Origin of the sequence: Pseudomonas sp. PDM20, from assembly GCF_014852575.3 — a bacterium.
GTDB lineage: Bacteria > Pseudomonadota > Gammaproteobacteria > Pseudomonadales > Pseudomonadaceae > Pseudomonas.
Window position 1 is genome coordinate 6,124,848 of record NZ_CM181224.1, and the last position, 22,141, is coordinate 6,146,988.

General features: G+C 65.2%; 17 protein-coding genes. 12 read left to right on the forward strand and 5 right to left on the reverse strand.

The features are described from left to right. Nucleotides 1-49 precede the first annotated feature (49 nt). From IB261_RS28170 to IB261_RS28200, 7 genes are all read left to right on the forward strand, one after another. Nucleotides 50-1,846 (forward strand): sensor histidine kinase, encoded by a 1,797-nt coding sequence (locus IB261_RS28170; protein WP_151188648.1) that lies wholly within the window; start codon nt 50-52, stop codon nt 1,844-1,846. Further along, nucleotides 1,843-3,237, forward strand: coding sequence for a two-component system response regulator DctD (gene dctD, locus IB261_RS28175; RefSeq protein WP_151188649.1), 1,395 nt, complete (start codon nt 1,843-1,845; stop codon nt 3,235-3,237). The genes IB261_RS28170 and dctD overlap by 4 nt, the downstream gene beginning before the upstream one ends. A gap of 586 nt (nt 3,238-3,823) precedes the next feature. Continuing rightward, nucleotides 3,824-5,275, forward strand: coding sequence for an arginine-ornithine antiporter (gene arcD / locus IB261_RS28180; protein ID WP_081515309.1), 1,452 nt, complete (start codon nt 3,824-3,826; stop codon nt 5,273-5,275). A gap of 16 nt (nt 5,276-5,291) precedes the next feature. Beyond that, on the forward strand, nt 5,292-6,548 hold the full coding sequence (arcA, locus tag IB261_RS28185) for an arginine deiminase (RefSeq protein ID WP_081515308.1): 1,257 nt from the start codon (nt 5,292-5,294) through the stop codon (nt 6,546-6,548). 140 nt (nt 6,549-6,688) lie between these two features. Then, the gene (locus IB261_RS28190; protein WP_065086518.1) at nt 6,689-7,699 is read left to right on the forward strand and encodes an ornithine carbamoyltransferase; all 1,011 of its coding nucleotides are present in this window, start codon (nt 6,689-6,691) and stop codon (nt 7,697-7,699) included. A 69-nt stretch (nt 7,700-7,768) separates the two neighbouring features. After that, nucleotides 7,769-8,701 carry a carbamate kinase gene (gene arcC / locus IB261_RS28195; protein ID WP_065086519.1) on the forward strand — a complete coding sequence of 311 codons (933 nt, stop codon included), beginning with the start codon at nt 7,769-7,771 and terminating at the stop codon, nt 8,699-8,701. Between the two features lie 255 nt (nt 8,702-8,956). After that, nucleotides 8,957-10,855, forward strand: a complete 1,899-nt coding sequence (locus IB261_RS28200; RefSeq protein ID WP_192383650.1) for a beta-ketoacyl synthase — start codon at nt 8,957-8,959, stop codon at nt 10,853-10,855. A gap of 129 nt (nt 10,856-10,984) precedes the next feature. Here the strand turns inward: IB261_RS28200 and IB261_RS28205 are convergent, their stop codons facing one another. After that, a complete protein-coding gene (locus tag IB261_RS28205; protein ID WP_139791463.1) occupies nt 10,985-11,809 on the reverse strand; it encodes an HDOD domain-containing protein in 825 nt (274 codons plus the stop codon). A gap of 193 nt (nt 11,810-12,002) precedes the next feature. Between IB261_RS28205 and IB261_RS28210 the strand changes: the two genes are divergently transcribed. Next, nucleotides 12,003-12,542: a type 1 glutamine amidotransferase domain-containing protein gene (locus tag IB261_RS28210; protein WP_065086522.1), complete on the forward strand. Its 540-nt coding sequence runs from the start codon at nt 12,003-12,005 to the stop codon at nt 12,540-12,542. Nucleotides 12,543-12,630: 88 nt separating this feature from the next. Next, nucleotides 12,631-13,827: a class I SAM-dependent rRNA methyltransferase gene (locus tag IB261_RS28215; protein WP_192383649.1), complete on the forward strand. Its 1,197-nt coding sequence runs from the start codon at nt 12,631-12,633 to the stop codon at nt 13,825-13,827. 165 nt (nt 13,828-13,992) lie between these two features. Here the strand turns inward: IB261_RS28215 and IB261_RS28220 are convergent, their stop codons facing one another. After that, a complete protein-coding gene (locus IB261_RS28220) occupies nt 13,993-14,307 on the reverse strand; it encodes a hypothetical protein (protein ID WP_192383648.1) in 315 nt (104 codons plus the stop codon). A gap of 376 nt (nt 14,308-14,683) precedes the next feature. On the opposite strand from IB261_RS28220, the gene ilvD reads away from it, so the two are divergent. Continuing rightward, the gene (ilvD, locus tag IB261_RS28225; RefSeq protein ID WP_065086525.1) at nt 14,684-16,522 is read left to right on the forward strand and encodes a dihydroxy-acid dehydratase; all 1,839 of its coding nucleotides are present in this window, start codon (nt 14,684-14,686) and stop codon (nt 16,520-16,522) included. Between the two features lie 64 nt (nt 16,523-16,586). Here ilvD and IB261_RS28230 read toward each other — a convergent pair whose 3' ends face one another. Next, nucleotides 16,587-17,048: a pilin gene (locus IB261_RS28230; RefSeq protein WP_065086526.1), complete on the reverse strand. Its 462-nt coding sequence runs from the start codon at nt 17,046-17,048 to the stop codon at nt 16,587-16,589. Between the two features lie 269 nt (nt 17,049-17,317). Here IB261_RS28230 and IB261_RS28235 point away from each other — a divergent pair, with 269 nt between their 5' ends. After that, nucleotides 17,318-18,709, forward strand: coding sequence for a uracil-xanthine permease family protein (locus tag IB261_RS28235; RefSeq protein ID WP_065086527.1), 1,392 nt, complete (start codon nt 17,318-17,320; stop codon nt 18,707-18,709). Between the two features lie 48 nt (nt 18,710-18,757). After that, entirely contained in the window at nt 18,758-19,225 is a 468-nt protein-coding gene (locus IB261_RS28240; protein ID WP_192383647.1) for a metallophosphoesterase family protein, read from the forward strand. 64 nt (nt 19,226-19,289) lie between these two features. On the opposite strand, the gene IB261_RS28245 is transcribed toward IB261_RS28240, so the two are convergent. Next, a complete protein-coding gene (locus tag IB261_RS28245) occupies nt 19,290-20,663 on the reverse strand; it encodes a GTPase/DUF3482 domain-containing protein (protein WP_192383646.1) in 1,374 nt (457 codons plus the stop codon). Then, nucleotides 20,656-22,041, reverse strand: coding sequence for a DUF2868 domain-containing protein (locus IB261_RS28250; protein ID WP_192383645.1), 1,386 nt, complete (start codon nt 22,039-22,041; stop codon nt 20,656-20,658). The genes IB261_RS28245 and IB261_RS28250 overlap by 8 nt, the downstream gene beginning before the upstream one ends. Nucleotides 22,042-22,141: the final 100 nt, after the last annotated feature.

Genomic DNA, 22,141 nt, shown 5'->3' on the forward strand with positions numbered 1-22,141 from the left:
TGTTCTCGGGTCATAATGCCTCGCCAGCAGCTGCCGGGTTCTATCCTCGATGCAAAACAAGCGATTTTCAAGGCTCAATGTCCTGCTCGTCTTTGCGCTAGCATTGTTGCTCTGGCCCCTCCACCACTTCGCCGAGCGCTACTACAGCGAGCAACTGGCCGAGCAGAACCAGCAGACCCTCGACCTCTACGTCGCCAACCTGCTCGGCACCCTGCGCCGCTACGAGGACCTGCCACCGATCCTCGGTGAACTGCCGACCTTGCGCGCCGCGCTGCAAACGCCGGAGAGCCTGACAGCACAGAACGCCGCCAACCTGGAACTGCAGCGCATCCGCGGGCGCACCGGGGCAGACGTCATCTACCTGATCCAGGCGGACGGCATGACCCACGCCGCCTCCAACTGGGATCAGCCGGACAGCTTCGTCGGCCGCAACTTCGCCTTCCGCCCCTACTACAAGGAAGCGACCCAAGGTCGGCAGGGACGATTCTTCGGCCTGGGGACGACCTCCAAGCGCCGCGGCTACTACTTCGCCAGCGATGTCCGCGACGGCGGCAAGCTGCTCGGCGTGCTGGTAGTGAAGGTCGACCTCGAACACATGGAGCAGCTCTGGGGTAATACGCCGGAGCAGTTGCTGGTCATGGACTCCAACGGCGTCGTCATCCTCTCGTCCAGTAACGCCTGGCGTTTCCACACTGGCAAGGAGCTATCCCCCGCCAAGCAACGCGAGATCGCCGAGAACATTCCCTATCCGGTGCTGCACCCGGCGCCGCTGAAGATCGACCAGCGCCGCTGGATCAGCCAGAGCCGCCACCTGCCCGAGACTGGCTGGACGGTTAGCATCTATACCCCTCGATCCCAGGTCGACGCACCGGTACGCAGCGTCGTCCTGATCGGCGCGGCCACCCTGGTCGCGCTGCTTCTATTACTCTCATTATTGACTATCAGCCGCCGCCATTACCTCGAACGCATTGCTCTGGAGGCCCAGGCCAAGCACGAACTGGAACTGCGTGTGCAGGAGCGCACCCAGGAGCTTGAAGGTGCCAACACGCGGCTGCAGGAGGAAGTCAGCAATCGCGAGCAGGCGCAGCGCGAGCTGATGCACGCCCAGGATGAAGTGGTGCAGGCCGGCAAACTGACCGCCCTGGGCACCATGTCCGCCAGCATCAGCCATGAGCTCAACCAACCGCTGGCGGCGATACGCAGCTACGCCGACAACGCCCGCGTACTGCTCGACCACGAGCGCTATAGCGACGCCCGCGGCAACCTCGAACAGATCGGTGAACTGACCGGGCGCATGGCCTCGATCATCGGGCACCTCAAGGCTTACGCCCGCGGCGCCCGCCGGGCGCCGGAAAACGTCGCACTGCAGCCGGCGATCAATGACGCCCTGGCCCTGCTCGCCCAGCGCCGCCAGGCGATGAACGTGGAACTGCTGCGCGACCTGCCCGACGCGGCAATCTGGGTGCAGGCCGGCGAGACGCGGCTGCGGCAGATCCTGTCCAACCTGATCTCCAACGCCCTCGACGCCCTGGCCGAGAAGGGACTGCCAAGGCGCATCTGGCTGACCACCGAGCAGACGCCCGAGCGCATCATCCTGTCCCTGCGCGACAACGGCCCCGGCTTTTCCGACGAAGCCCTGGCCCATGCTCGCGAGCCCTTCTTCACCACCAAGACCAGCGCGAAAGGCCTGGGTCTGGGCCTGGCCATCTGCGACACCCTGTTACGCACGCTGGGCGGACATCTTGAATTGGGCAACCACCCCGAGGGCGGCGCTCTCGTACAATTGCACCTGTTGCCGGGCATTCCCGGCGTGACCCTGACGCCGCAAGAGGAAACCCGCGCATGAGTTCGGCCGAGCCGTTCGACTCCACCACCCAGGTGCTGCTGATCGATGACGACCCGCACCTGCGCCAGGCGCTCTGCCAGACCCTCGACCTCGCTGGCTTCAAGGTGGTCGCCCTGGGCGATGCGCGGCAGATCGATCCGCAGCAGGCGCGTGACTGGCCGGGAGTTATCGTCAGTGACATCCGCATGCCGGGCATCGATGGCCTGCAACTGCTGGAGCAACTGCATGCGCAAGACTCCGAATTACCCGTGATCCTGGTCACCGGCCATGGCGATGTACCGCTCGCCGTGAAGGCCATGCGCTCGGGCGCCTATGACTTCCTCGAGAAGCCCTTTCCCAGCGATGCGCTACTGGACAGCGTGCGCCGCGCACTCGATGTGCGCCGACTGGTGCTGGAAAACCGCAGCCTGCGCCTGGCCCTGACCGAGCAGAAGGAAGTCCGTGGCCGTCTGGTGGGCCAGTCTGCGCCAATGCAGCGTCTGCAACAGCAGGTCGCATCGCTCGCGGCGATCCAGGCGGACGTGCTGGTCCTGGGCGAAACCGGCTCGGGCAAGGAAGTCGTCGCCCGCGCCCTGCATGACCTGTCGAGCCGCCGCAACGGTCCATTTGTCGCCATCAACGCCGGCGCGCTGGCCGAGTCAGTGGTGGAGAGCGAACTGTTCGGCCACGAACAGGGCGCTTTCACCGGCGCGCAGAAGCGCCGCATCGGCAAGTTCGAGTTCGCCAACGGCGGCACGCTGTTCCTCGACGAGATAGAGAGCATGAGCCTGGACGTCCAGGTGAAGCTGCTGCGCCTGTTGCAGGAGCGCACCGTCGAGCGCCTGGGCTCCAACCAGCTCATTCCACTGGATATCCGCATCATCGCCGCAACCAAGGAGGACCTGCGCCTGGCCTCCGATGAAGGCCGCTTCCGCGCCGACCTCTACTACCGCCTGAATGTAGCCAGTCTGCGCATTCCACCATTGCGCGAACGGGGCGACGACATCCTGCTGCTGTTCCAGCACTTTGCCGAGCGCGGTGCGCAGCGCCATGGCCTGAACGCCCGCCCGCTGGACTCGGCGCAACGTGCGCAACTGCTGGCACACGGCTGGCCGGGCAATGTCCGCGAGCTACAGAACGCCGCGGAGCGCTATGCCCTCGGCCTGGACCTGGGGCTGGACGACAGCCACGGGCAGGCCACCGCCGCCACTCCCGGCGCCGGGCTGAACGAGCAGGTGGAATCCTTCGAGCGCTCGCTGATCGCCGCCGAGATGGGCCGCTCGCACAACTCCCTGCGCAGCCTTGCCGAAGCGCTGGGCGTACCGCGCAAGACCCTGCACGACAAACTGCGCAAGCACGGCCTGCTGTTCTCCGGCAGTGGCGGAAATTCCGCCGACGATGGCGACCTCTGAGCAGAAATCCGCCGACGGCCTGGACTGCGACCAAGGGCGAACAGCGCTACAGAGCGCTCTGACGTAGTCTTCAGCCCTGGCACACACCTTGCTCTGCGACACAGGTGCGATTGCCTTGTGCATCACATCTCGCGACGTGCCTGCCACGTCGCGCCCGCCGGGCCACGAACCCGGCGGTGTCCTTCGGGCTTCTTGCCATCTCGTGCCTTCGATTCGACAGGCGCATCGCCGGGTGCAGTGATCCTGCCCCGGCCAATTTTCCCCTCTCGCATCTTCGTTCAGGACTTTCCTACACAGCGGTCCTGCGCCTCTCTGCATCTGCGAATCAAGCGCAACGGCGCGCCCTGCGTGGGCTTGCGAAATCGACTGCCATTCTGCGGTCATGAAACCGCGCTCAAATCTTCACGAAATCCCCTCTAAATCGGGCGCTAATGCAAAACCTCTCCTATGGTTTATGCGGGGTGGGCAGAGCAGGAAGTACTGCCCAATACATTGGATAGCAAGCTATTGACCTGAATCAGGAGTGCCCCGCCAAGACGGGCGCTAAATAGCCTCACTCTCCAACTTCCTATAGGGAGATTCTTAAATGTCGCAAGAAAGCAGCCAAAAACTAAAGCTAGGCGCTTTGACGGCTCTTGTTGTCGGCTCGATGATTGGCGGGGGCATCTTCTCTCTCCCGCAAAACATGGCCGCCAGCGCTGACGTCGGCGCGATCCTCATCGGTTGGGCCATCACCGCGGTCGGCATGCTGACCCTGGCATTCGTCTTCCAGACCCTGGCCAACCGCAAACCCCAACTCGACGGCGGTGTGTACGCCTACGCGAAGGCCGGTTTCGGTGACTACATGGGCTTCTCCTCGGCCTGGGGTTACTGGATCAGCGCCTGGCTCGGCAACGTCGGTTACTTCCTCCTGCTGTTCAGCACCCTGGGCTACTTCTTCCCGATCTTCGGCAAGGGCGACACCGTCGCGGCGATCGTCTGCGCGTCGATCCTCTTGTGGGCCCTGCACTTCCTGGTACTGCGCGGGATCAAGGAAGCGGCGTTCATCAACACCATCACCACGGTGGCGAAGATCGTCCCGCTGTTCCTGTTCATCCTGATCTGCCTGTTCGCCTTCAAGCTGGACATCTTCACCGCGGACATCTGGGGCAAGAGCAATCCTGACCTGGGCAGCGTGATGAACCAGGTGCGCAACATGATGCTGGTCACCGTGTGGGTGTTCATCGGCATCGAGGGCGCGAGCATCTTCTCCTCCCGTGCGGAAAAACGTTCGGACGTCGGTAAGGCCACCGTAATCGGCTTCATCACCGTCCTGCTGCTGCTGGTACTGGTGAACGTGCTGTCCATGGGCGTGATGACCCAGCCGGAACTGGCCAAGCTGCAGAACCCGTCGATGGCGCTGGTGCTGGAGCATGTGGTCGGCCACTGGGGCGCGGTCCTGATCAGCGTCGGCCTGCTCATCTCCCTGCTGGGTGCCCTGCTCTCCTGGGTGCTGCTGTGCGCCGAGATCATGTTCGCCGCCGCCAAGGACCACACCATGCCGGAGTTCCTCCGCAAGGAGAACGCCAACCAGGTGCCGGCCAACGCCCTCTGGCTGACCAACATCTGCGTGCAGGTCTTCCTGGTCATCGTGTTCTTCACCTCCGGCAGCGCCGACGGTGGCATGGACCCGTACACCAAGATGCTGCTGCTGGCCACCTCGATGATCCTGATCCCGTACTTCTGGTCCGCGGCCTACGGCCTGCTGCTGGCAGTCAAGGGCGAGACCTACGAGACCGACTCGGCCGACCGCACCAAAGACCTGATCATCGCCGGTATCTCGGTTCTCTACGCGGTGTGGCTGATCTACGCAGGTGGCCTGAAGTACCTGCTGCTGTCGGCGCTGCTGTACGCGCCCGGCGTCATCCTCTTCGCCAAAGCGAAACATGAAGTGGGCCAACCCATCTTCACCAATGTCGAGAAGCTCATCTTCGCGGTTGTCGTGATCGGTGCACTGATCGCGGCCTATGGCCTCTACGACGGCTTCCTCACTCTGTAACTCCTGGAGACATCTCATGAGCACGGAAAAAACCAAACTTGGCGTCCATTCTGAAGCTGGCAAACTACGCAAAGTGATGGTCTGCTCGCCCGGACTCGCCCATCAACGCCTGACCCCGAGCAACTGCGACGAGTTGCTGTTCGACGACGTTATCTGGGTGAACCAGGCGAAGCGCGACCACTTCGACTTCGTCACCAAGATGCGCGAACGCGGCATCGATGTTCTGGAAATGCACAACCTGCTGACCGACATCGTGGCGAACCCCGAAGCCCTGAAGTGGATCCTCGATCGCAAGATCACCGCTGACAGCGTCGGCCTCGGCCTGACCCTCGAGCTGCGCTCCTGGCTCGAAAGCCTGGAGCCGCGCAAACTGGCCGAGTTCCTCATCGGCGGCGTGGCCTCCGACGACATCCCGGAAAGCGAAGGCGCCAAGGCGCTGAAGATGTACCGCGACTACCTGGGCCACTCCAGCTTCCTGCTGCCGCCGCTGCCCAACACCCAGTTCACCCGTGACACCACCTGCTGGATCTACGGCGGTGTGACCCTGAACCCGATGTACTGGCCGGCGCGACGTCAGGAAACCCTGCTGACCACCGCCATCTACAAGTTCCACCCGGAATTCACCAACGCCGAATACGAAGTCTGGTACGGCGATCCGGACAAGGACCACGGCATGTCCACCCTCGAGGGTGGTGACGTGATGCCCATCGGCAATGGCGTCGTCCTGATCGGCATGGGCGAACGCTCCTCCCGCCAGGCCATCGGCCAGGTAGCCCAGGCACTGTTCGCCAAGGGCGCTGCCGAGAAAGTCATCGTCGCCGGCCTGCCGAAATCCCGCGCCGCGATGCACCTGGACACCGTCTTCACCTTCTGCGACCGCGACTTGGTCACCGTCTTCCCCGAAGTGGTGAAAGAGATCGTTCCCTTCATCCTGCGTCCGGACGAGAAGAGCCCCTACGGCATCAACGTCCAGCGCGAAGACAAGGACTTCATGACCGTCGTCGCCGAGTCCCTGGGCCTGAAGAAACTGCGCGTCGTCGAAACCGGCGGCAACAGCTTCGCCGCCGAACGCGAGCAGTGGGACGACGGCAACAACGTGGTCTGCCTGGAACCGGGCGTGGTGGTGGGTTATGACCGCAACACCTACACCAACACCCTGCTGCGCAAGGCTGGCGTGGAAGTCATCACCATCAGCGCCGGCGAACTGGGCCGGGGCCGTGGCGGCGGTCACTGCATGACCTGCCCGATCATCCGCGACCCGATCGACTATTGATCGATCGGCACCCGATAAACGCGACTACCTCAACCAGAGCGCATTGACCTCACGAGGCGGCCCTTGCCAGGGCCGCCCGCCCCGCCAGCCACGAGCTGTACTGACGAGGGCCGAGATTGGATCCCACAAGGAGAAACACCATGGCTTTCAACATGCACAACCGCAACCTGCTCAGCCTGATGCACCACAGCACCCGCGAGTTGCGCTATCTGCTCGACCTGTCCCGCGACCTGAAGCGCGCCAAGTACACCGGTACCGAGCAGCAACACCTGAAAGGCAACAACATTGCGCTGATCTTCGAAAAGACCTCGACCCGCACCCGCTGCGCCTTCGAAGTCGCCGCCTATGACCAGGGCGCCAACGTCACCTACATCGACCCGAACTCCTCGCAGATCGGCCACAAGGAATCGATGAAGGACACCGCCCGCGTACTGGGCCGCATGTACGACGCCATCGAATACCGTGGCTTCAAGCAGGAAATCGTCGAGGAACTGGCGAAGTTCGCCGGCGTACCGGTGTTCAACGGCCTGACCGACGAGTACCACCCGACCCAGATGCTGGCCGACGTGCTGACCATGCGCGAGCACAGCGACAAACCGCTGCACGACATCAGCTACGCCTACCTGGGCGACGCCCGCAACAACATGGGTAACTCCCTGCTGCTGATCGGCGCCAAGCTCGGCATGGACGTACGCATCGCAGCTCCCAAGGAGCTCTGGCCGACCGACGAACACGTCGCCGCCTGCAAGAAGTTCGCTGAAGAAAGCGGTGCCCGCATCACCATCACCGAAGACCCGAAAGAAGCCGTCAAGGGCGTGGACTTCATCCACACCGACGTCTGGGTATCGATGGGTGAGCCGGTCGAAGCCTGGGGCGAACGCATCAACGAGCTGCTGCCCTACCAGGTCAACATGGACATGATGAAGGCCGCCGGCAACCCGCGCGTGAAGTTCATGCACTGCCTGCCCGCCTTCCACAACAGCGAGACCAAGGTCGGCAAGGAAATCGCCGCCAAGTACCCGAACCTGAAGAACGGCATCGAAGTGACCGAAGACGTCTTCGAATCCCCGTACAACATTGCCTTCGAGCAGGCGGAAAACCGCATGCACACCATCAAGGCAATCCTCGTTTCGACCCTCGCCGACATGTAATGCCGGACAGCCCCGGACCGCGACAAGGTCGCCGGTCCGGGCGCTCCCACTCTTTCGGAGGAAATGAATATGCGTATCGTCGTCGCATTGGGCGGCAATGCCCTGCTGCGTCGTGGCGAGCCCATGACTGCCGACAACCAGCGCACCAACGTACGGATCGCTGCCGAACAGATCGCCAAGGTTGCCCCCGGCAACGAGCTGGTGATCGCCCACGGCAACGGCCCGCAGGTCGGCCTGCTGGCCCTGCAGGGCGCAGCCTACGAGAAGGTCAGCCCGTACCCGCTGGACGTTCTCGGCGCCGAGACCGAAGGCATGATCGGCTACATGATCGAACAGGAAATGGGCAACCTTCTGCCGTTCGAAGTACCGTTCGCCACCCTGCTCACCCAGGTCGAGGTCGACTCCAAGGACCCGGCCTTCAAGAACCCGACCAAGCCCATCGGCCCGGTCTACTCCAAGGAAGAGGCCGAAGCCCTCGCCAAGGAGAAAGGCTGGAGCATCGCCCCGGACGGTGACAAGTTCCGCCGCGTCGTGGCCAGCCCGCGTCCGAAGCGCATCTTCGAGATCCGCCCGGTCAAGTGGCTGCTGGAGAAAGGCACCATCGTCATCTGCGCTGGCGGCGGCGGCATCCCGACCATGTACGACGAATCCGGCAAGAAACTCTCCGGCGTCGAGGCGGTGATCGACAAGGACCTCTGCTCCTCGCTGCTGGCCCAGGAGCTGTCCGCTGACATCCTGATCATCGCCACCGACGTGGACGCGGCCTACATCGACTGGGGCAAACCGACCCAGAAAGGCATCGCCCAGGCCCACCCGGACGAACTGGAACGCTTAGGCTTCGCCGCCGGCTCCATGGGTCCGAAGGTCATGGCCGCCATCGAGTTCGCCCGCGCGACCGGCAAGGACGCAGTGATCGGCTCGCTGGAAAACATCGTCGCCATCACCGAAGGCAAGTCCGGTACTCGCGTCAGCACCAAGAAAGCTGGCATCGAATACCGCTGAGATTTGCCGCGGTAAAAAACGGGAGCCCTTCGCGGCTCCCGTTTTCATTCATGAGCCCTGCAGAATTCGCTCGGGAACTCGTCGCCTTCTTCCGACAAATCCTGGCGCGAGCGTGACTCGGCGGTCATCATCCTCGTCAGCTAAAGCATTCCGAATCACTAGAAGCCACGCCTGGCTTTGTGCCACCGGGCCGCCCCGCCATGGGCCACCGTCGTCCGGCGCGCAAGATGCACTTGCTGAAGGAGTTTCCGAGAGATGTCTCGACTACCGGTCATCGTTGGTTTTGGTGGATATAACGCGGCTGGCCGCAGTTCCTTCCACCATGGGTTCCGCCGCACCGTCCTCGAATCCATGGAGTCCGCCGCCCGCCAGGAAACCCTCGCCGGTCTCGCGGTCATGATGAAACTGGTCAAGGTCGTCGACGGCCAGTACCAGGACGCCGACGGCAATAGCCTCGACCTGGCCGCCATCGAGCAGCGCTTCGAGCAGCAGATTCGCCAGTCCACCCTGATCCGTCGCATCGAGCTGCAATACCTCGACGTCGACGCCGCGCACTGCCACAAGAGCCTGACCGTCAGCGCCGCCGGCAGTCCGGTGACCTTTACCACCCTGCGCAAGCAACTGCCCGAGCCGCTGCCGGCCAACTGGTCGGTGGAAGAACTCGAAGGCGGCGAAGTCCGCGTCACCCTGCACGACAGCTGCGAATTCAAGGTCGACAGTTACCGCGCGCTGCCGGTGAAATCCGCCGGCCAGTTGCCCACCGGCTTCGAGCCGAGCGAGCTGTACAACTCGCGCTTCCACCCGCGCGGCCTGCAGATGTCCGTGGTCGCCGCCACCGACGCAGTGCGCTCCACCGGCCTCGGCTGGCAGACCATCTGCAACGCCGTACAGCCCGACGAAATCGCCGTGTTCTCCAGCAGCATCATGAGCCAGCTGGACGAGAACGGCTTCGGCGGCCTGCTGCAATCGCGCCTGCGTGGCCACCGCGTGTCGGCCAAGCAGCTGCCGCTGGGCTTCAACAGCATGCCCACCGACTTCATCAACGCCTACGTGCTGGGCAGCGTCGGCATGACCGGTAGCGTCACCGGCGCCTGCGCCACCTTCCTGTACAACCTGCAGAAAGGCATCGACGTCATCACCACCGGCCAGGCCCGCGTGGCCATCGTCGGCAACGCCGAAGCGCCGATCACCTCCGAGATCATCGAGGGCTACGCCGCCATGGGCGCGCTGGCCACCGAAGAAGGCCTGCGCCACATCGAAGGCCGCGACGACGTCGACTTCCGCCGCGCCAGCCGCCCGTTCGGCGACAACTGCGGCTTCTCCCTGGCCGAGTCCGCGCAGTACGTGGTGCTGATGGACGACGCCCTGGCCCTGGAGCTGGGTGCCGACATCCACGGTTCGGTGCCGGACGTGTTCATCAACGCCGACGGCTTCAAGAAGTCCATCTCCGCTCCCGGTCCGGGCAACTACCTGACCATGGCCAAGGCCGTGGCCGCCGCCGCGCAGATCGTCGGCGAGAAGAGCGTGCGCCAGCACAGCTTCGTCCACGCCCACGGCTCCAGCACCCCGGCCAACCGCGTCACCGAATCGGAAATCCTCGACCGCGTCGCCACCGCCTTCGGCATCGAGGGCTGGCCGGTCACCGCGGTGAAAGCCTTCGTCGGCCACTCCCTGGCCACCGCCAGCGCCGACCAGATGATCTCCGCCCTGGGCACCTTCCGCTACGGCGTCATCCCCGGCATCAAGACCGTCGACAAGTTCGCCGACGACGTCTTCAAGGACCACATCGCCCTGTCCAGCAGCGACGTGCGCCGCGACGACCTGGAAGTCTGCTTCATCAATTCCAAGGGCTTCGGCGGCAACAACGCCACCGGCGTGCTGCTGTCCCCGGCCATCACCGAGAAGATGCTGCGCAAGCGCCACGGCGACGCCGCCTTCGCCGACTACCAGGGCCGCCGCGAAGCCACTCGCGCTGCCGCCCGGCAGTACGACGAAGCCGCGACCCAGGGCCGTTTCGACATCATTTACAACTTCGGCAACGACATGATCGACGAGCAGGCCATCGAGATCAGCGACCGTGGCATCCAGGTCCCCGGCTTCAGCCAGACCATTGCCTACAAGAAGGATGCACGTTTCAGCGACATGCTCGACTGATCGCCGACGTTGAACGAAAAAGCCGGGCAGATGCCCGGCTTTTTCATATCCAGTAGCAGTGTAGGAGCGCGCCATGCGCGCGATCGCGGGCATGGCCCGCTCCTACAGGGTGCTTCGACGCAGGCAGATTCAGTACGTCCCCTGCCCCACGCCCAACTCGAGAATGCTCGCCTTGAGGTTCTCGAAGTCGTACTCGCTGAGCCCGACGTAATCCAGCACCAGCGCGCGCACGCTCTCCCACTCGTGGTCCTCGTCCTGGTTGCCCAGCACGCGGTAAGAGCCGCAGATGTGCTCGGCCATCTTGAGGATCGCCAGCAGGTTCTTCAGCTGGGTATCGCGGCAGTTGTCCTCGCTGAAGATAGACAGCGCATTGTGGTGGTTGGCGATGGCCTCGCAGACGTGCTCCGGCAGGCGCCAGGAGCGCGCGGTGAAGTAGCCGACCACCGCATGATTGGTGTTCAGCACGCGGTTCTCGGTGTCCACCACGCGGCGCTCGTCGCTCGCGCTGGCATAGGCCTCCTCCAGCACCGCCATGTAGTGCGGGAAGCGCTTGAGCATCAGCGGAATGCCGCAGTTGTGGAACAGCCCCAGCGCGTAAGCCTCGTCCACCGACTCATAGCCGATGCGCTTGGCCAGCGTCAGGCAGCTCATGGCCACGTCCTGGGCGGTGTCCCAGAAGCGATTGAGGGTGACGATGGTCGCGTCGCTCATCTCGCCCTTGATCGACTGGGCGTTGATCAGGTTGATCACCGAGCGGCTGCCCAGCAGGTTCACCGCGCGCTGGATCGAGGTGATGCGATTGGCCAGGCCGAAGAACGGCGAGTTCACCAGCTTCAGCAGCGCGCCGGACAGCCCCGGGTCCTGGCTGATCAGCTTGGCGATCGCCTTCAGGTCCGGGTTGGGCATGAACTGCTCCATCTGCAGGTCAACCATGATCTGCGGCTGCGGCGGCACGCTGATGCCCTGCAGGGCCTGACGGATCTGTTCGGCGGAGAGTTCTTGTGACATGGGCGCGCTGGGAAAAGTTGACGGGGCGCACAGTTTACCCAGAGCCGGGGCTTCTGGAAGTGCTGCTTTTGATTGAACTTTCATCGGCGGCTGTGTCGGAACCTTTACACCCAAGCGGACGAAATGGGAGACAAGCCACATGAGCCAGACACTCAAAGGCAAGACCATCGCCATCCTGGTCACCGACGGTTTCGAGCAGGTGGAGCTGACTGGCCCCCGCGACGCCCTGAAGGAAGCCGGTGCCAAGGTGAAGATCCTCTCCGACAGCAAGGACAAGGTACGCGGCTGGAACCACGACCAGCCGGCGGACAGTTTCAAGGTCGACGGCACCTTCGAGACCGCCCGCATCGACGAGTACGACGCCGTGCTGCTGCCAGGCGGGGTGATCAACGCCGACCAGATCCGCAGCCTGCCCAAGGCCCAGGAAATCGTGCAGAAGGCCGCCGAGGCCGACAAACCCATCGCGGTGATCTGCCATGGCGCCTGGTTGCTGGTCTCAGCCGGCCTGGTGAAGGGCAAGACCCTGACCAGCTGGAACTCGCTCAAGGACGACATCAACAACGCTGGCGGCCACTGGGTCGACCGACAGGTGGTCAACGATGGCGGGCTGATCAGCAGTCGCAAGCCCGACGACATCCCCGCCTTCAGCAAGCAACTGATCGAAACCCTCGCCGCCTGAGAGCCGCCGATCAAAAGCCCGTGCGCCGCGCTCCGGCGGCGCACGCTGCTGCGCTATAATCCCGCTCTTTTTGCCGGAGCCCTCCCCCATGACCCTGCCCAGCCTGCGTCTGAAAGCCAACGCCGAGCGCCGCCTGCGCGCCGGCCACCTGTGGGTCTACAGCAACGAGGTGGACGTCGCCGCCACCCCGCTGAACGGATTCGGCGCCGGCGAACAGGCCATCCTGGAAATGGCCAACGGCAAGCCGCTGGGCATCGTCGCGATGAGCCCGAACAACCTCATCTGCGCCCGCCTGATTTCTCGCGATACCAAGCACGTTCTCGACAAATCCCTGCTGGTTCACCGCCTGAACGTCGCCCTGAGCCTGCGCGACCGCCTGTTCGACAAGCCTTTCTACCGCCTGGTCTACGGCGACTCGGACCTGCTGCCGGGCCTGGTGGTGGACCGCTTCGGCGATGTACTGGTGGTCCAGCTCGCCTCGGCGACCATGGAAAAACACCGCGACGACGTGCTTGCCGCCCTGCTGCAGGTGCTCAAGCCCAGCGCCGTGCTGTGGAAGAACGATTCCAGCGCCCGTGACGCCGAAGGCCTGGAGCGCTATGTCGCCAACGCCTACGGCGAAGTCCCGGAATGGGTCGCCCTGGAAGAGAACGGCGTGAAGTTCGAAGCCCCAGTGCAGGCCGGCCAGAAGACCGGCTGGTTCTACGACCACCGCATGAACCGCGCCCGCCTGCAGCCCTACGTGCAGGGCAAGCGCGTGCTCGACCTGTTCAGCTACATCGGTGGCTGGGGCATCCAGGCCGCGGCCTTCGGCGCCAGCGAAGTGATGTGCGTCGATGCCTCCGGCTTCGCCCTCGACGGCGTCGAGCGCAACGCCACGCTGAACGGCCTCGCCGAGAAAGTCGCCTGCGTGGAAGGCGACGTATTCGACGCCCTGCGTGAGCTGAAGGCCGCCGACGAGCGCTTCGACGTGATCGTTGCCGACCCGCCCGCCTTCATCAAGCGCAAGAAGGACCTGAAGAACGGCGAGGCCGCCTACCGCCGCCTCAACGAACAGGCCATGCGCCTGCTGTCCAAGGACGGCGTGCTGGTCAGTGCCTCCTGCTCCATGCACCTGCCCGAGGACGACCTGCAGAACATCCTGCTGGGCAGCGCCCGCCACCTGGACCGCAACATCCAGCTGCTCGAGCGCGGCGGTCAGGGTCCGGACCACCCGGTGCACCTGGCGATCCCGGAAACCCGCTACATCAAGAGCCTGACCGTGCGCCTGCTGCCCAACGGTTAAGGCACAGCGGTAAGGAAAACGGGGCGCCTCCTGACGGGAGCGCCCCGTTTTTCATTGCAGTCGCGGATGGCGGCGGATAACGCTTGGGGCGTTATGCGCCCTACGGGCATGCAGCCGCGTAGGGCGCATAAAGCGGAACGCTTTATCCGCCATCCCCTCCTGCAATTACTTCATCGGCATCAACGAATCCGCCTCGCTGATCACTGCGTTGCCGGTCTTGCGCTCGAACAGGCACAGCTCGCGGCCCGGTTTACCCTTCATGTGCTTCTGCGCATAGGTCCCCCCGATCATCAGCGCCGTGTAGCCCACGCTGTCGTCGAACAGCACCGGCGAGCCCAGCACCTTCTTGTTCTGCAGATGGCTCAGCGCCAGGCAGGCTTCGCGCTGCTGCTTGTCCTGTGCCTGCCAGGCTTCGTCGGACGAGGCCTGCACACTGCCGGCAAACAGCGCGGCGAGCAGGACGATGCGGGTGACTTTCATGGGGTTGCTCCTTCAACGAACGGGACGGGAAAAGCGCCAGTGGCCATTCAGACCACGCCGGGGCGGCGAAAGTCTATGCCTTGTGCCGACCGCCAGCCTTTCCCTGGCGGCAAGGGCCGGCGTAGAATCCGGGGCATTCCTGCCATTTATCCCCCGGCGGGCCTGTGAGCCCCGGCCGAGCAGGCGGTGACCCCGCCAAGCCCCGCGCCGACCTCGCCCATGCAAGGCCATCTGCTGTTTGCATCCGGTGCGTACCGCGCTCACGATACGACTTAGAGTTTGCTCAAGGTCTCGCCGGCCAGCCCTACCCGCTGTACGCCGCCGCACAGAAGACCCGGATCGACTCCCACCGTGACCTGATGCGCAGGAACCTGTCATGCCCGATTACCGCTCGAAAACCTCCACCCACGGCCGCAACATGGCCGGCGCCCGTGCCCTCTGGCGCGCCACCGGGATGAAGGACGAAGACTTCAAGAAGCCGATCATCGCCATCGCCAACTCCTTCACCCAGTTCGTGCCCGGCCACGTGCACCTGAAGGACCTGGGCCAGCTGGTCGCCCGCGAGATCGAAAAACACGGCGGCGTGGCCAAGGAATTCAACACCATCGCCGTGGACGACGGCATCGCCATGGGCCATGACGGCATGCTCTATTCCCTGCCGTCGCGCGAGATCATCGCCGACTCCGTGGAATACATGGTCAACGCCCACTGCGCTGACGCCATCGTCTGCATCTCCAACTGCGACAAGATCACCCCCGGCATGCTGATGGCCGCCCTGCGCCTGAACATCCCGGTGGTGTTCGTCTCCGGCGGCCCGATGGAAGCTGGCAAGACCAAGCTGGCCAGCCACGGCCTGGACCTGGTCGACGCCATGGTCGTTGCCGCAGACGACTCCTGCTCCGACGAAAAGGTCGCCGAGTACGAGCGCAGCGCCTGCCCGACCTGCGGCTCCTGCTCCGGCATGTTCACCGCCAACTCGATGAACTGCCTGACCGAAGCCTTAGGGCTTTCCCTGCCGGGCAACGGTTCCACCCTGGCCACCCACTCCGACCGCGAGCAGCTGTTCCTGCGCGCTGGCCGCCTGGCCGTCGAACTGTGCCAGCGCTACTACGGCGAAGGCGACGAGTCCGTGCTGCCGCGCAATGTCGCCAGCTTCAAGGCGTTCGAGAACGCCATGACCCTGGACATCGCCATGGGCGGTTCGACCAACACCATCCTGCACCTGCTGGCCGCCGCCCAGGAGGCGGAGATCGCCTTCGACCTGCGCGACATCGATCGCCTGTCGCGCAAGGTGCCGCAGCTGTGCAAGGTCGCACCGAACATCCAGAAGTACCACATGGAAGACGTGCACCGCGCCGGTGGCATCTTCTCCATCCTCGGCGAGCTGGCCCGTGGCGGCCTGCTGCACACCGACGTACCGACCGTGCACAGCCCGAGCATGGCCGACGCCATCGCCGAGTGGGACATCACCCAGACCCAGGACGAGAAGGTCCACACCTTCTTCAAGGCCGGCCCCGCCGGCATCCCCACGCAAGTGGCCTTCAGCCAGAGCACCCGCTGGGACACCCTCGACGCCGACCGCGCCGAAGGCTGCATCCGCAGTGTCGAGCACGCCTACTCCCAGGAAGGCGGTCTGGCCGTTCTGTACGGCAACATCGCCCTCGATGGTTGCGTGGTGAAGACCGCTGGCGTGGACGAATCCATCCATGTGTTCGAAGGCCGCGCGAAGATCTTCGAAAGCCAGGACGGCGCCGTGAAGGGCATCCTCGCCGACGAAGTGAAACCGGGCGACATCGTGATCATCCGCTACGAAGGCCCGAAAGGCGGCCCGGGCATGCAGGAAATGCTCTACCCGACCAGCTACCTGAAGTCCAAGGGCCTGGGCAAGGACTGCGCCCTGCTCACCGACGGCCGCTTCTCCGGCGGCACCTCGGGCCTGTCCATCGGCCACGCCTCGCCGGAAGCCGCCGCAGGTGGCGCCATCGGTCTGGTACAGGACGGCGACAAGGTGCTGATCGACATCCCCAACCGCAGTATCAACCTGCTGGTCAGCGATGAAGAACTGGCCGCCCGCCGCGCCGAGCAGGACAAGAAGGGCTGGAAGCCAGCTCAGCCCCGCGCGCGCAAGGTGAGCACCGCACTGAAAGCCTACGCCCTGCTGGCCACCAGCGCCGACAAGGGCGCGGTGCGCGACAAGGCGCTGCTGGACGGTTGAGTCTGGCGGTGACATGAAAAAGCCCGGCGAATGCCGGGCTTTTTTATTGATGTGGCCTGAAGGCTTATGACTTGGTTGCAGGCACCTTCGGGCAATCACCCGAACCCGGCTTGAGCCCACGATCCGCATTGCAGATGGATCCCTTCTCTTCCCAAGCGACCGAGCTCTCTCCCGTTGCCTTGGTAGGAGTCAGCTCAATCTTGAGCGCATTCCCATCCGCATCAGTGGCCGCAGTCGTAGCCTTAATCACGCCCTTCTCGACGGCATAGTCGCCAGTGATGTTGGACGTCGCAGCAAAGTTTTCCGGTATCCCGTAATCACCCGCCTTGCAATCATCTGCCTTGCCCGTTTCAGAGATACAAAGGCTCACAGCGGTTTTGACGGCGGACAGCTCTGCCTTGGCTGCCGCAGCTCTTGAGCGCGACGAATAGTCCGAATACATGGGAATGGAGACCGAAGCCAGAATCCCGATGATCGCCACCACGATCATCAGCTCGATCAGGGTGAAGCCTTGTTGTTTACCCATCGTCGTATCCCTCTGGATAGAGCCGGACGCCCGAATGGCTCCGGATGCATTCCAGTGAAGCCACGCCAGCGGGCCGACACACTCAGACGCTTCCGCGCACCCTGTTGAAATTTCGGCAGTTTTTTCCACGCCGAAAGCCTTCGGAGTGCCACCGCACTATGACGCCGTAGGAACCCAGGCTTCCCCATTCATCCCAACTTGCCTCATGGCACTGTGCGATCCCGCCGTGGGCCAGTAAAATCGCGCTCTTTTTTCCCGGACCGCCGCCCATGAGCTCCCTCGAGAATCCGTCCGCCGCCAAGGACCAGCCCGATCTGGTCTACGGCCTGGAAGACCGCCCCGCCCTGCCCATCGCATGGCTTGCGGCACTGCAGCACCTGCTGGCGATCATCGTGCCCATCGTCACCCCCGGCCTGCTGATCTGCCAGGCGCTGGGCGTGTCGCCGCGCGACACCAACCTGATCGTGTCGATGTCGCTGGTGATCTCCGGCATCGCCACCTTCGTCCAGTGCAAGCGCTTCGGACCATTCGGCGCGGGCCTGCTGATCGTCCAGGGCACCAGCTTCAACTTCGTCGGCCCGCTGATCGCCGGCGGCGCGCTGATGGTGAAGAACGGCACCCCGGTGGAAGCGGTGATGGCGGCGATCTTCGGCGTGGTCATGGCCGGCTCCTTCGTGGAGATGGGCGTGTCGCGCATCCTGCCCTTCGTGAAGCGCCTGATCACTCCGCTGGTCACCGGCATCGTGGTGCTGATGATCGGCCTGACCCTGATCAAGGTCGGCCTGATCAGCATGGGCGGCGGCTTCTCCGCCATGTCCAACGGCACCTTCGCCAACGGCGAGAACCTGATGCTGTCGGGCCTGGTGCTGGCAATCATCGTCATCCTCAACCGCATCCCGGTGGTGTGGATGCGCAGCGGCGCCATCGTCATCGCCCTGGCCGTGGGCTACGCGCTGGCGGGCTACCTGGGCCGCCTGGACTTCACCGGCATGCACGAGGCGCCGGCCTTCCAGGTCCCGGTGCCGCTGCACTTCGGCCTGGGCTTCTCCTGGAGTCTGTTCATCCCGATGCTGGTGATCTACCTGGTGACCTCGCTGGAAGCCATCGGTGACGTCACCGCCACCAGCAAGATTTCCAAGCAGCCGGTCGAAGGCCCGCTGTGGATGCAGCGCATCAAGGGCGGCGTACTGGTGAACGGCGCCAACTCGCTGCTGGCCGGCCTGTTCAACACCTTCCCAAGCTCCGTGTTCGCGCAGAACAACGGCGTGATCCAGCTGACCGGCGTCGCCAGCCGCCACGTCGGCCTGTGGATCGCCGCGATGCTCATCGTGCTGGGCCTGTTCCCCAGCGTCGCCGGGGTGATCCAGGCCGTGCCCGAGCCGGTGCTCGGCGGCGCGGTGATGGTGATGTTCGGCGCGGTCGCCGCCTCCGGCATCAACATCCTCGCCGGCACCCACCTGGACCGCCGCGCGCTGCTGATCATCGCCGTCAGCCTGGCGCTGGGCCTGGGCATCTCCCAGGTGCCGGAGTTCCTCGCGCACATGCCCCACGCGATCCGCAACGTGCTGGAATCCGGCGTCGCCACCGGCGGCATCTGCGCCCTGCTGCTCAACTGGTTCCTGCCCGAGTCCGACGCCGCCAAGGCCTCGCACAACGGCTGAACCGCCACGACGCCACCTTCGGGTGGCGTCGTCGTTTATGCTTCCCGGATGACCACTTCCCTGCGCATCGGCGTCATCGCCGACACCCACGGCCTGCTGCGCCCCGAAGCGCTGGCGGCGCTGCAAGGCTGCGGGCGTATCCTGCACCTGGGCGACATCGGCCCCGCCTCATTGCTCGACCAACTGCGCGCCCTGGCGCCACTGGACGTGGTGCGCGGCAACAACGACACCGACGACTGGGCCGCCGCGCTGCCGGAAACGCTGCTGCTGGAACTGGGCGGGCGGCGGCTCTACCTGATCCACGACCTCAAGCAGTTGGCCATCGATCCTCCGGCCGAAGGCATCGATGTCGTGCTGGCGGGCCATTCGCACAAGCCGCTGAACGAGGTGCGCGATGGGGTGCTGTACCTGAATCCGGGCAGCGCTGGACCGCGGAGGTTCAAGTTGCCGATTGCCTTGGCGATCCTGACCGTAACCGGGGGAAAGGCCGAGGTGGAGATGGTGTCGCTGGTCTGAGCACGAGCGATGCGACGGCATGACGTTGTAGGAGCGGGCATGGCCCGCTCCTACAGGTTGATCCTCAAGGTTCGAGCAGCTGCGTGGCCAACTGCGCCACCGCCTCCTGCCGCTCGGTCTTCTCGCTGCGCAAGCGACCGTTGAGGCCGGACCACTCCGGATGCGCACGCGCCTTGCGCAACGCCTCGGGCAGCTTGCCCTCGCGCCACTGCTTGTCTTCGGGCGACTGCACCTGGATCGCCTCCACCGCCGCATGCCCGCGTGTCTGCAGGGCCGCCAGCAGTTGCCGCTGCCGCAGCGCCAGCAGACGCAGCACGCTGTCGTCCACCGACAGTTCGCGGCTGCCCTTGAGCTTGCCCAGCAGGCGCTGACCGTAATGGCCGACGGTCTGCCAGGCGCCGCCGGCGATGGCGCCCAGCGCGGTGGCCGCGCCGAGGGTCAGGCCGCCCACCAGCAGGTCGATCCCCGCCCCCGCCGCGGCACCGGCCGCAACGCCACCACCGAGGCGAATGCCCAGTTGGCGGAGGGTTTCCGGGTTGAACAGGTCATCGCCCCAGCGTCCGTCCAGCAACGGCAGGTCGGCGGCGCGGGCGTCGTCCTTGCGGAAGGCGTAGAGGCTGAGCAGCGCCTTCACGCAGGTATCTTCGCGCTTGCGCACCTGATTGCGCAGCGTCTCGGTGGCTGCTCGAACAGCACTGTCGCCAGCGGGCACCAGTTGGCGGCAAGCGGCGACATCCACCAGCAGCTCGGCGATCAGCCGCGCCCCGGCCTCGCGGCGGGCGACGGCCTGGGCCTCGTGATCTGCGACCAGTCGATCCAGCTGCGGGCGCGCACGCTCCAGCAGCAGCGCCAGGCTTTCGTACAGGCGCCGCTCGCCATCCAGCGGTGGCGCCACGCTATCGAAACGCACCAGCGCATGCAGACCGAGACGGGACAGCGCCTCGCGCCACTGCTCCTCGCGGTGCTGTGGGCTGGCGACGAAGTTGAGTACCGGCAGCAACGGCCGCGCGCAGGCGGCGAGCACTGCCAGTTCGTCGCGGTACTTGGCCAGCACCGGTTCGCGGGCGTCGATCACGTAGAGTCCGGCGTCGGAGGCGAGCAATTGGCGCAGCACCTTGGCTTCTTGCTCGAAACGCCCGCGGGCTTCGCTGCCGTCGAGGAAGCGCCGCAGCTTCTCCGGGCCGTCCAGGCGCTCGCCGGGGCGCTCCAGCCCATCGAGGAAGTCGCGCAGGGCGATGGCATCTTCCAGGCCCGGCGTGTCGTAAAGCTCCAGCAGCGGCTCGCCGTCCACCGACAGCCGCGCGCCTTCCACATGCCGCGTAGTGCTGGGGCGGTGGGAGACCTCGCCGAAGCCCACGTCACGGGTCAGGGTACGCAGCAGGGAGGTCTTGCCGACGTTGGTGTGGCCGACCACGGCCAGTTTCAGCGCATCACTCATGCCCGGTCTCCAGCCAGCCCAGCGGCGATGCCGAGGTGTGCGGCAGTTGCAGGCGCTCGACGCCGGCGTGCCAGTCGCCCAGGCGCTCGGCGTCCAGCGCTTCGCCCGTCGGTGCCTGCAACAGCCAGACGCGGGTGGCGGCGGCGCAGCGCGAGAGTTCGGCGATCAGCGCCAGGGTGCCGCGATCCGGCGAGCGACGCGGGTCGCAGGCGATCACCAGGCGCGCCGGCGGGTAGCGGGTGAGTTGTTCCAGCAGGCGGCGGCGCTGGGCACCGTCGTCGAGGTCGCCGGCATTGGCGATGCCTTCGGCCAGCTTCGGCGGCCAGTTGGGCCGGTCGAGCAGTTCGATGGACACCAGCACGGCGCCGTCGGCGGTGGTCGCCGGGGCCTGCGCCTGCGGCTCAATCAGTTCGTCCGGTGCAGCATCGCTGACGCCCAGGCGCTCGCTGGCCGGCATCAAACGCTCGCGCAGCAGGGCGTAGCCGGGCAGCGAGACATCCAGCGCCAGCTGCGCACGCCCGCGCTTCCAGCGCCACAGGCAGAGCAGCCACAACGCACCGCGCAGCAGCACGCCGTACACCAGCAGGATGCCCACCAGCCAGCCGGCCCAGGCGTGGCGCGCGTTTTCGCTGGCCACCAGGGCATCGCCGCTGGCGCGCACCAGATCCGAGTCCGGCTGCGGGAAGCCGAGCAGCGACGGCAGCGCGCCGAGGCCGTGGGTCAGGGCGATGAAGGTATCGCCGCCGAGGATGGTGGTCTCCCAGACGAAGCCGTAGCGCCGCGTCGCCAGCAACGCCAGCATCACGCCCAGCGCGCTGACCAGTGCCACCAGCCAGAGGCCATGAACCAGCAGGCCGAGCGCCCAGCGCGTGAGCTTCTGCCGGTCCAGCAGCACCAGCAGCGCGGGCGCCAATTGCGCAGCATGGGCGTCGCGGGCGAACTTGCCACTCAACCACAACCAAAGGCGGCCGAGTGCACCGGCGGCCTCACCGCCAGCGAAGAAGGCCAGGGTCCAGCCGATCAGGGTAATCAGGTGCAGGCCGAGCAGGCTGGCCAGGGCCCAGAACACGTTGACCGGGCGCAGGCCGTCGCCGAGGGCGGCGAAGGCCAGGCCGCCGCCGGTGAACAGCGCCAGCGCCAGCAACAGGTACAGCGCCAGGCGCGAGCCTTGCACCCAGGTGCGCAGAGCGGCGCGCTGACCATCGCGTTCGGCGAGCAGCAGCGCGCGGTGTTGCAGGCGGCGGGCGAGGTCGCCGCCGCTGACGATGGCGCGGCGGTTGGCTTCGCTGTCTTCCAGCGGGCCGACCTGCTCCTCGCGCAGACGCACGGCCTCGCACAGCCACAGGGATTCGAGGGCGGAAGCGGGGGTTTCGCTCACGGGGTCTCCGACAATCGGTACTCGGCACCAAGGATAACCGCTGCTCGCCGCCGCGTCCCGGCACCGCCGGTAACACCCGGTGGCGTCAACCAAACCAAGG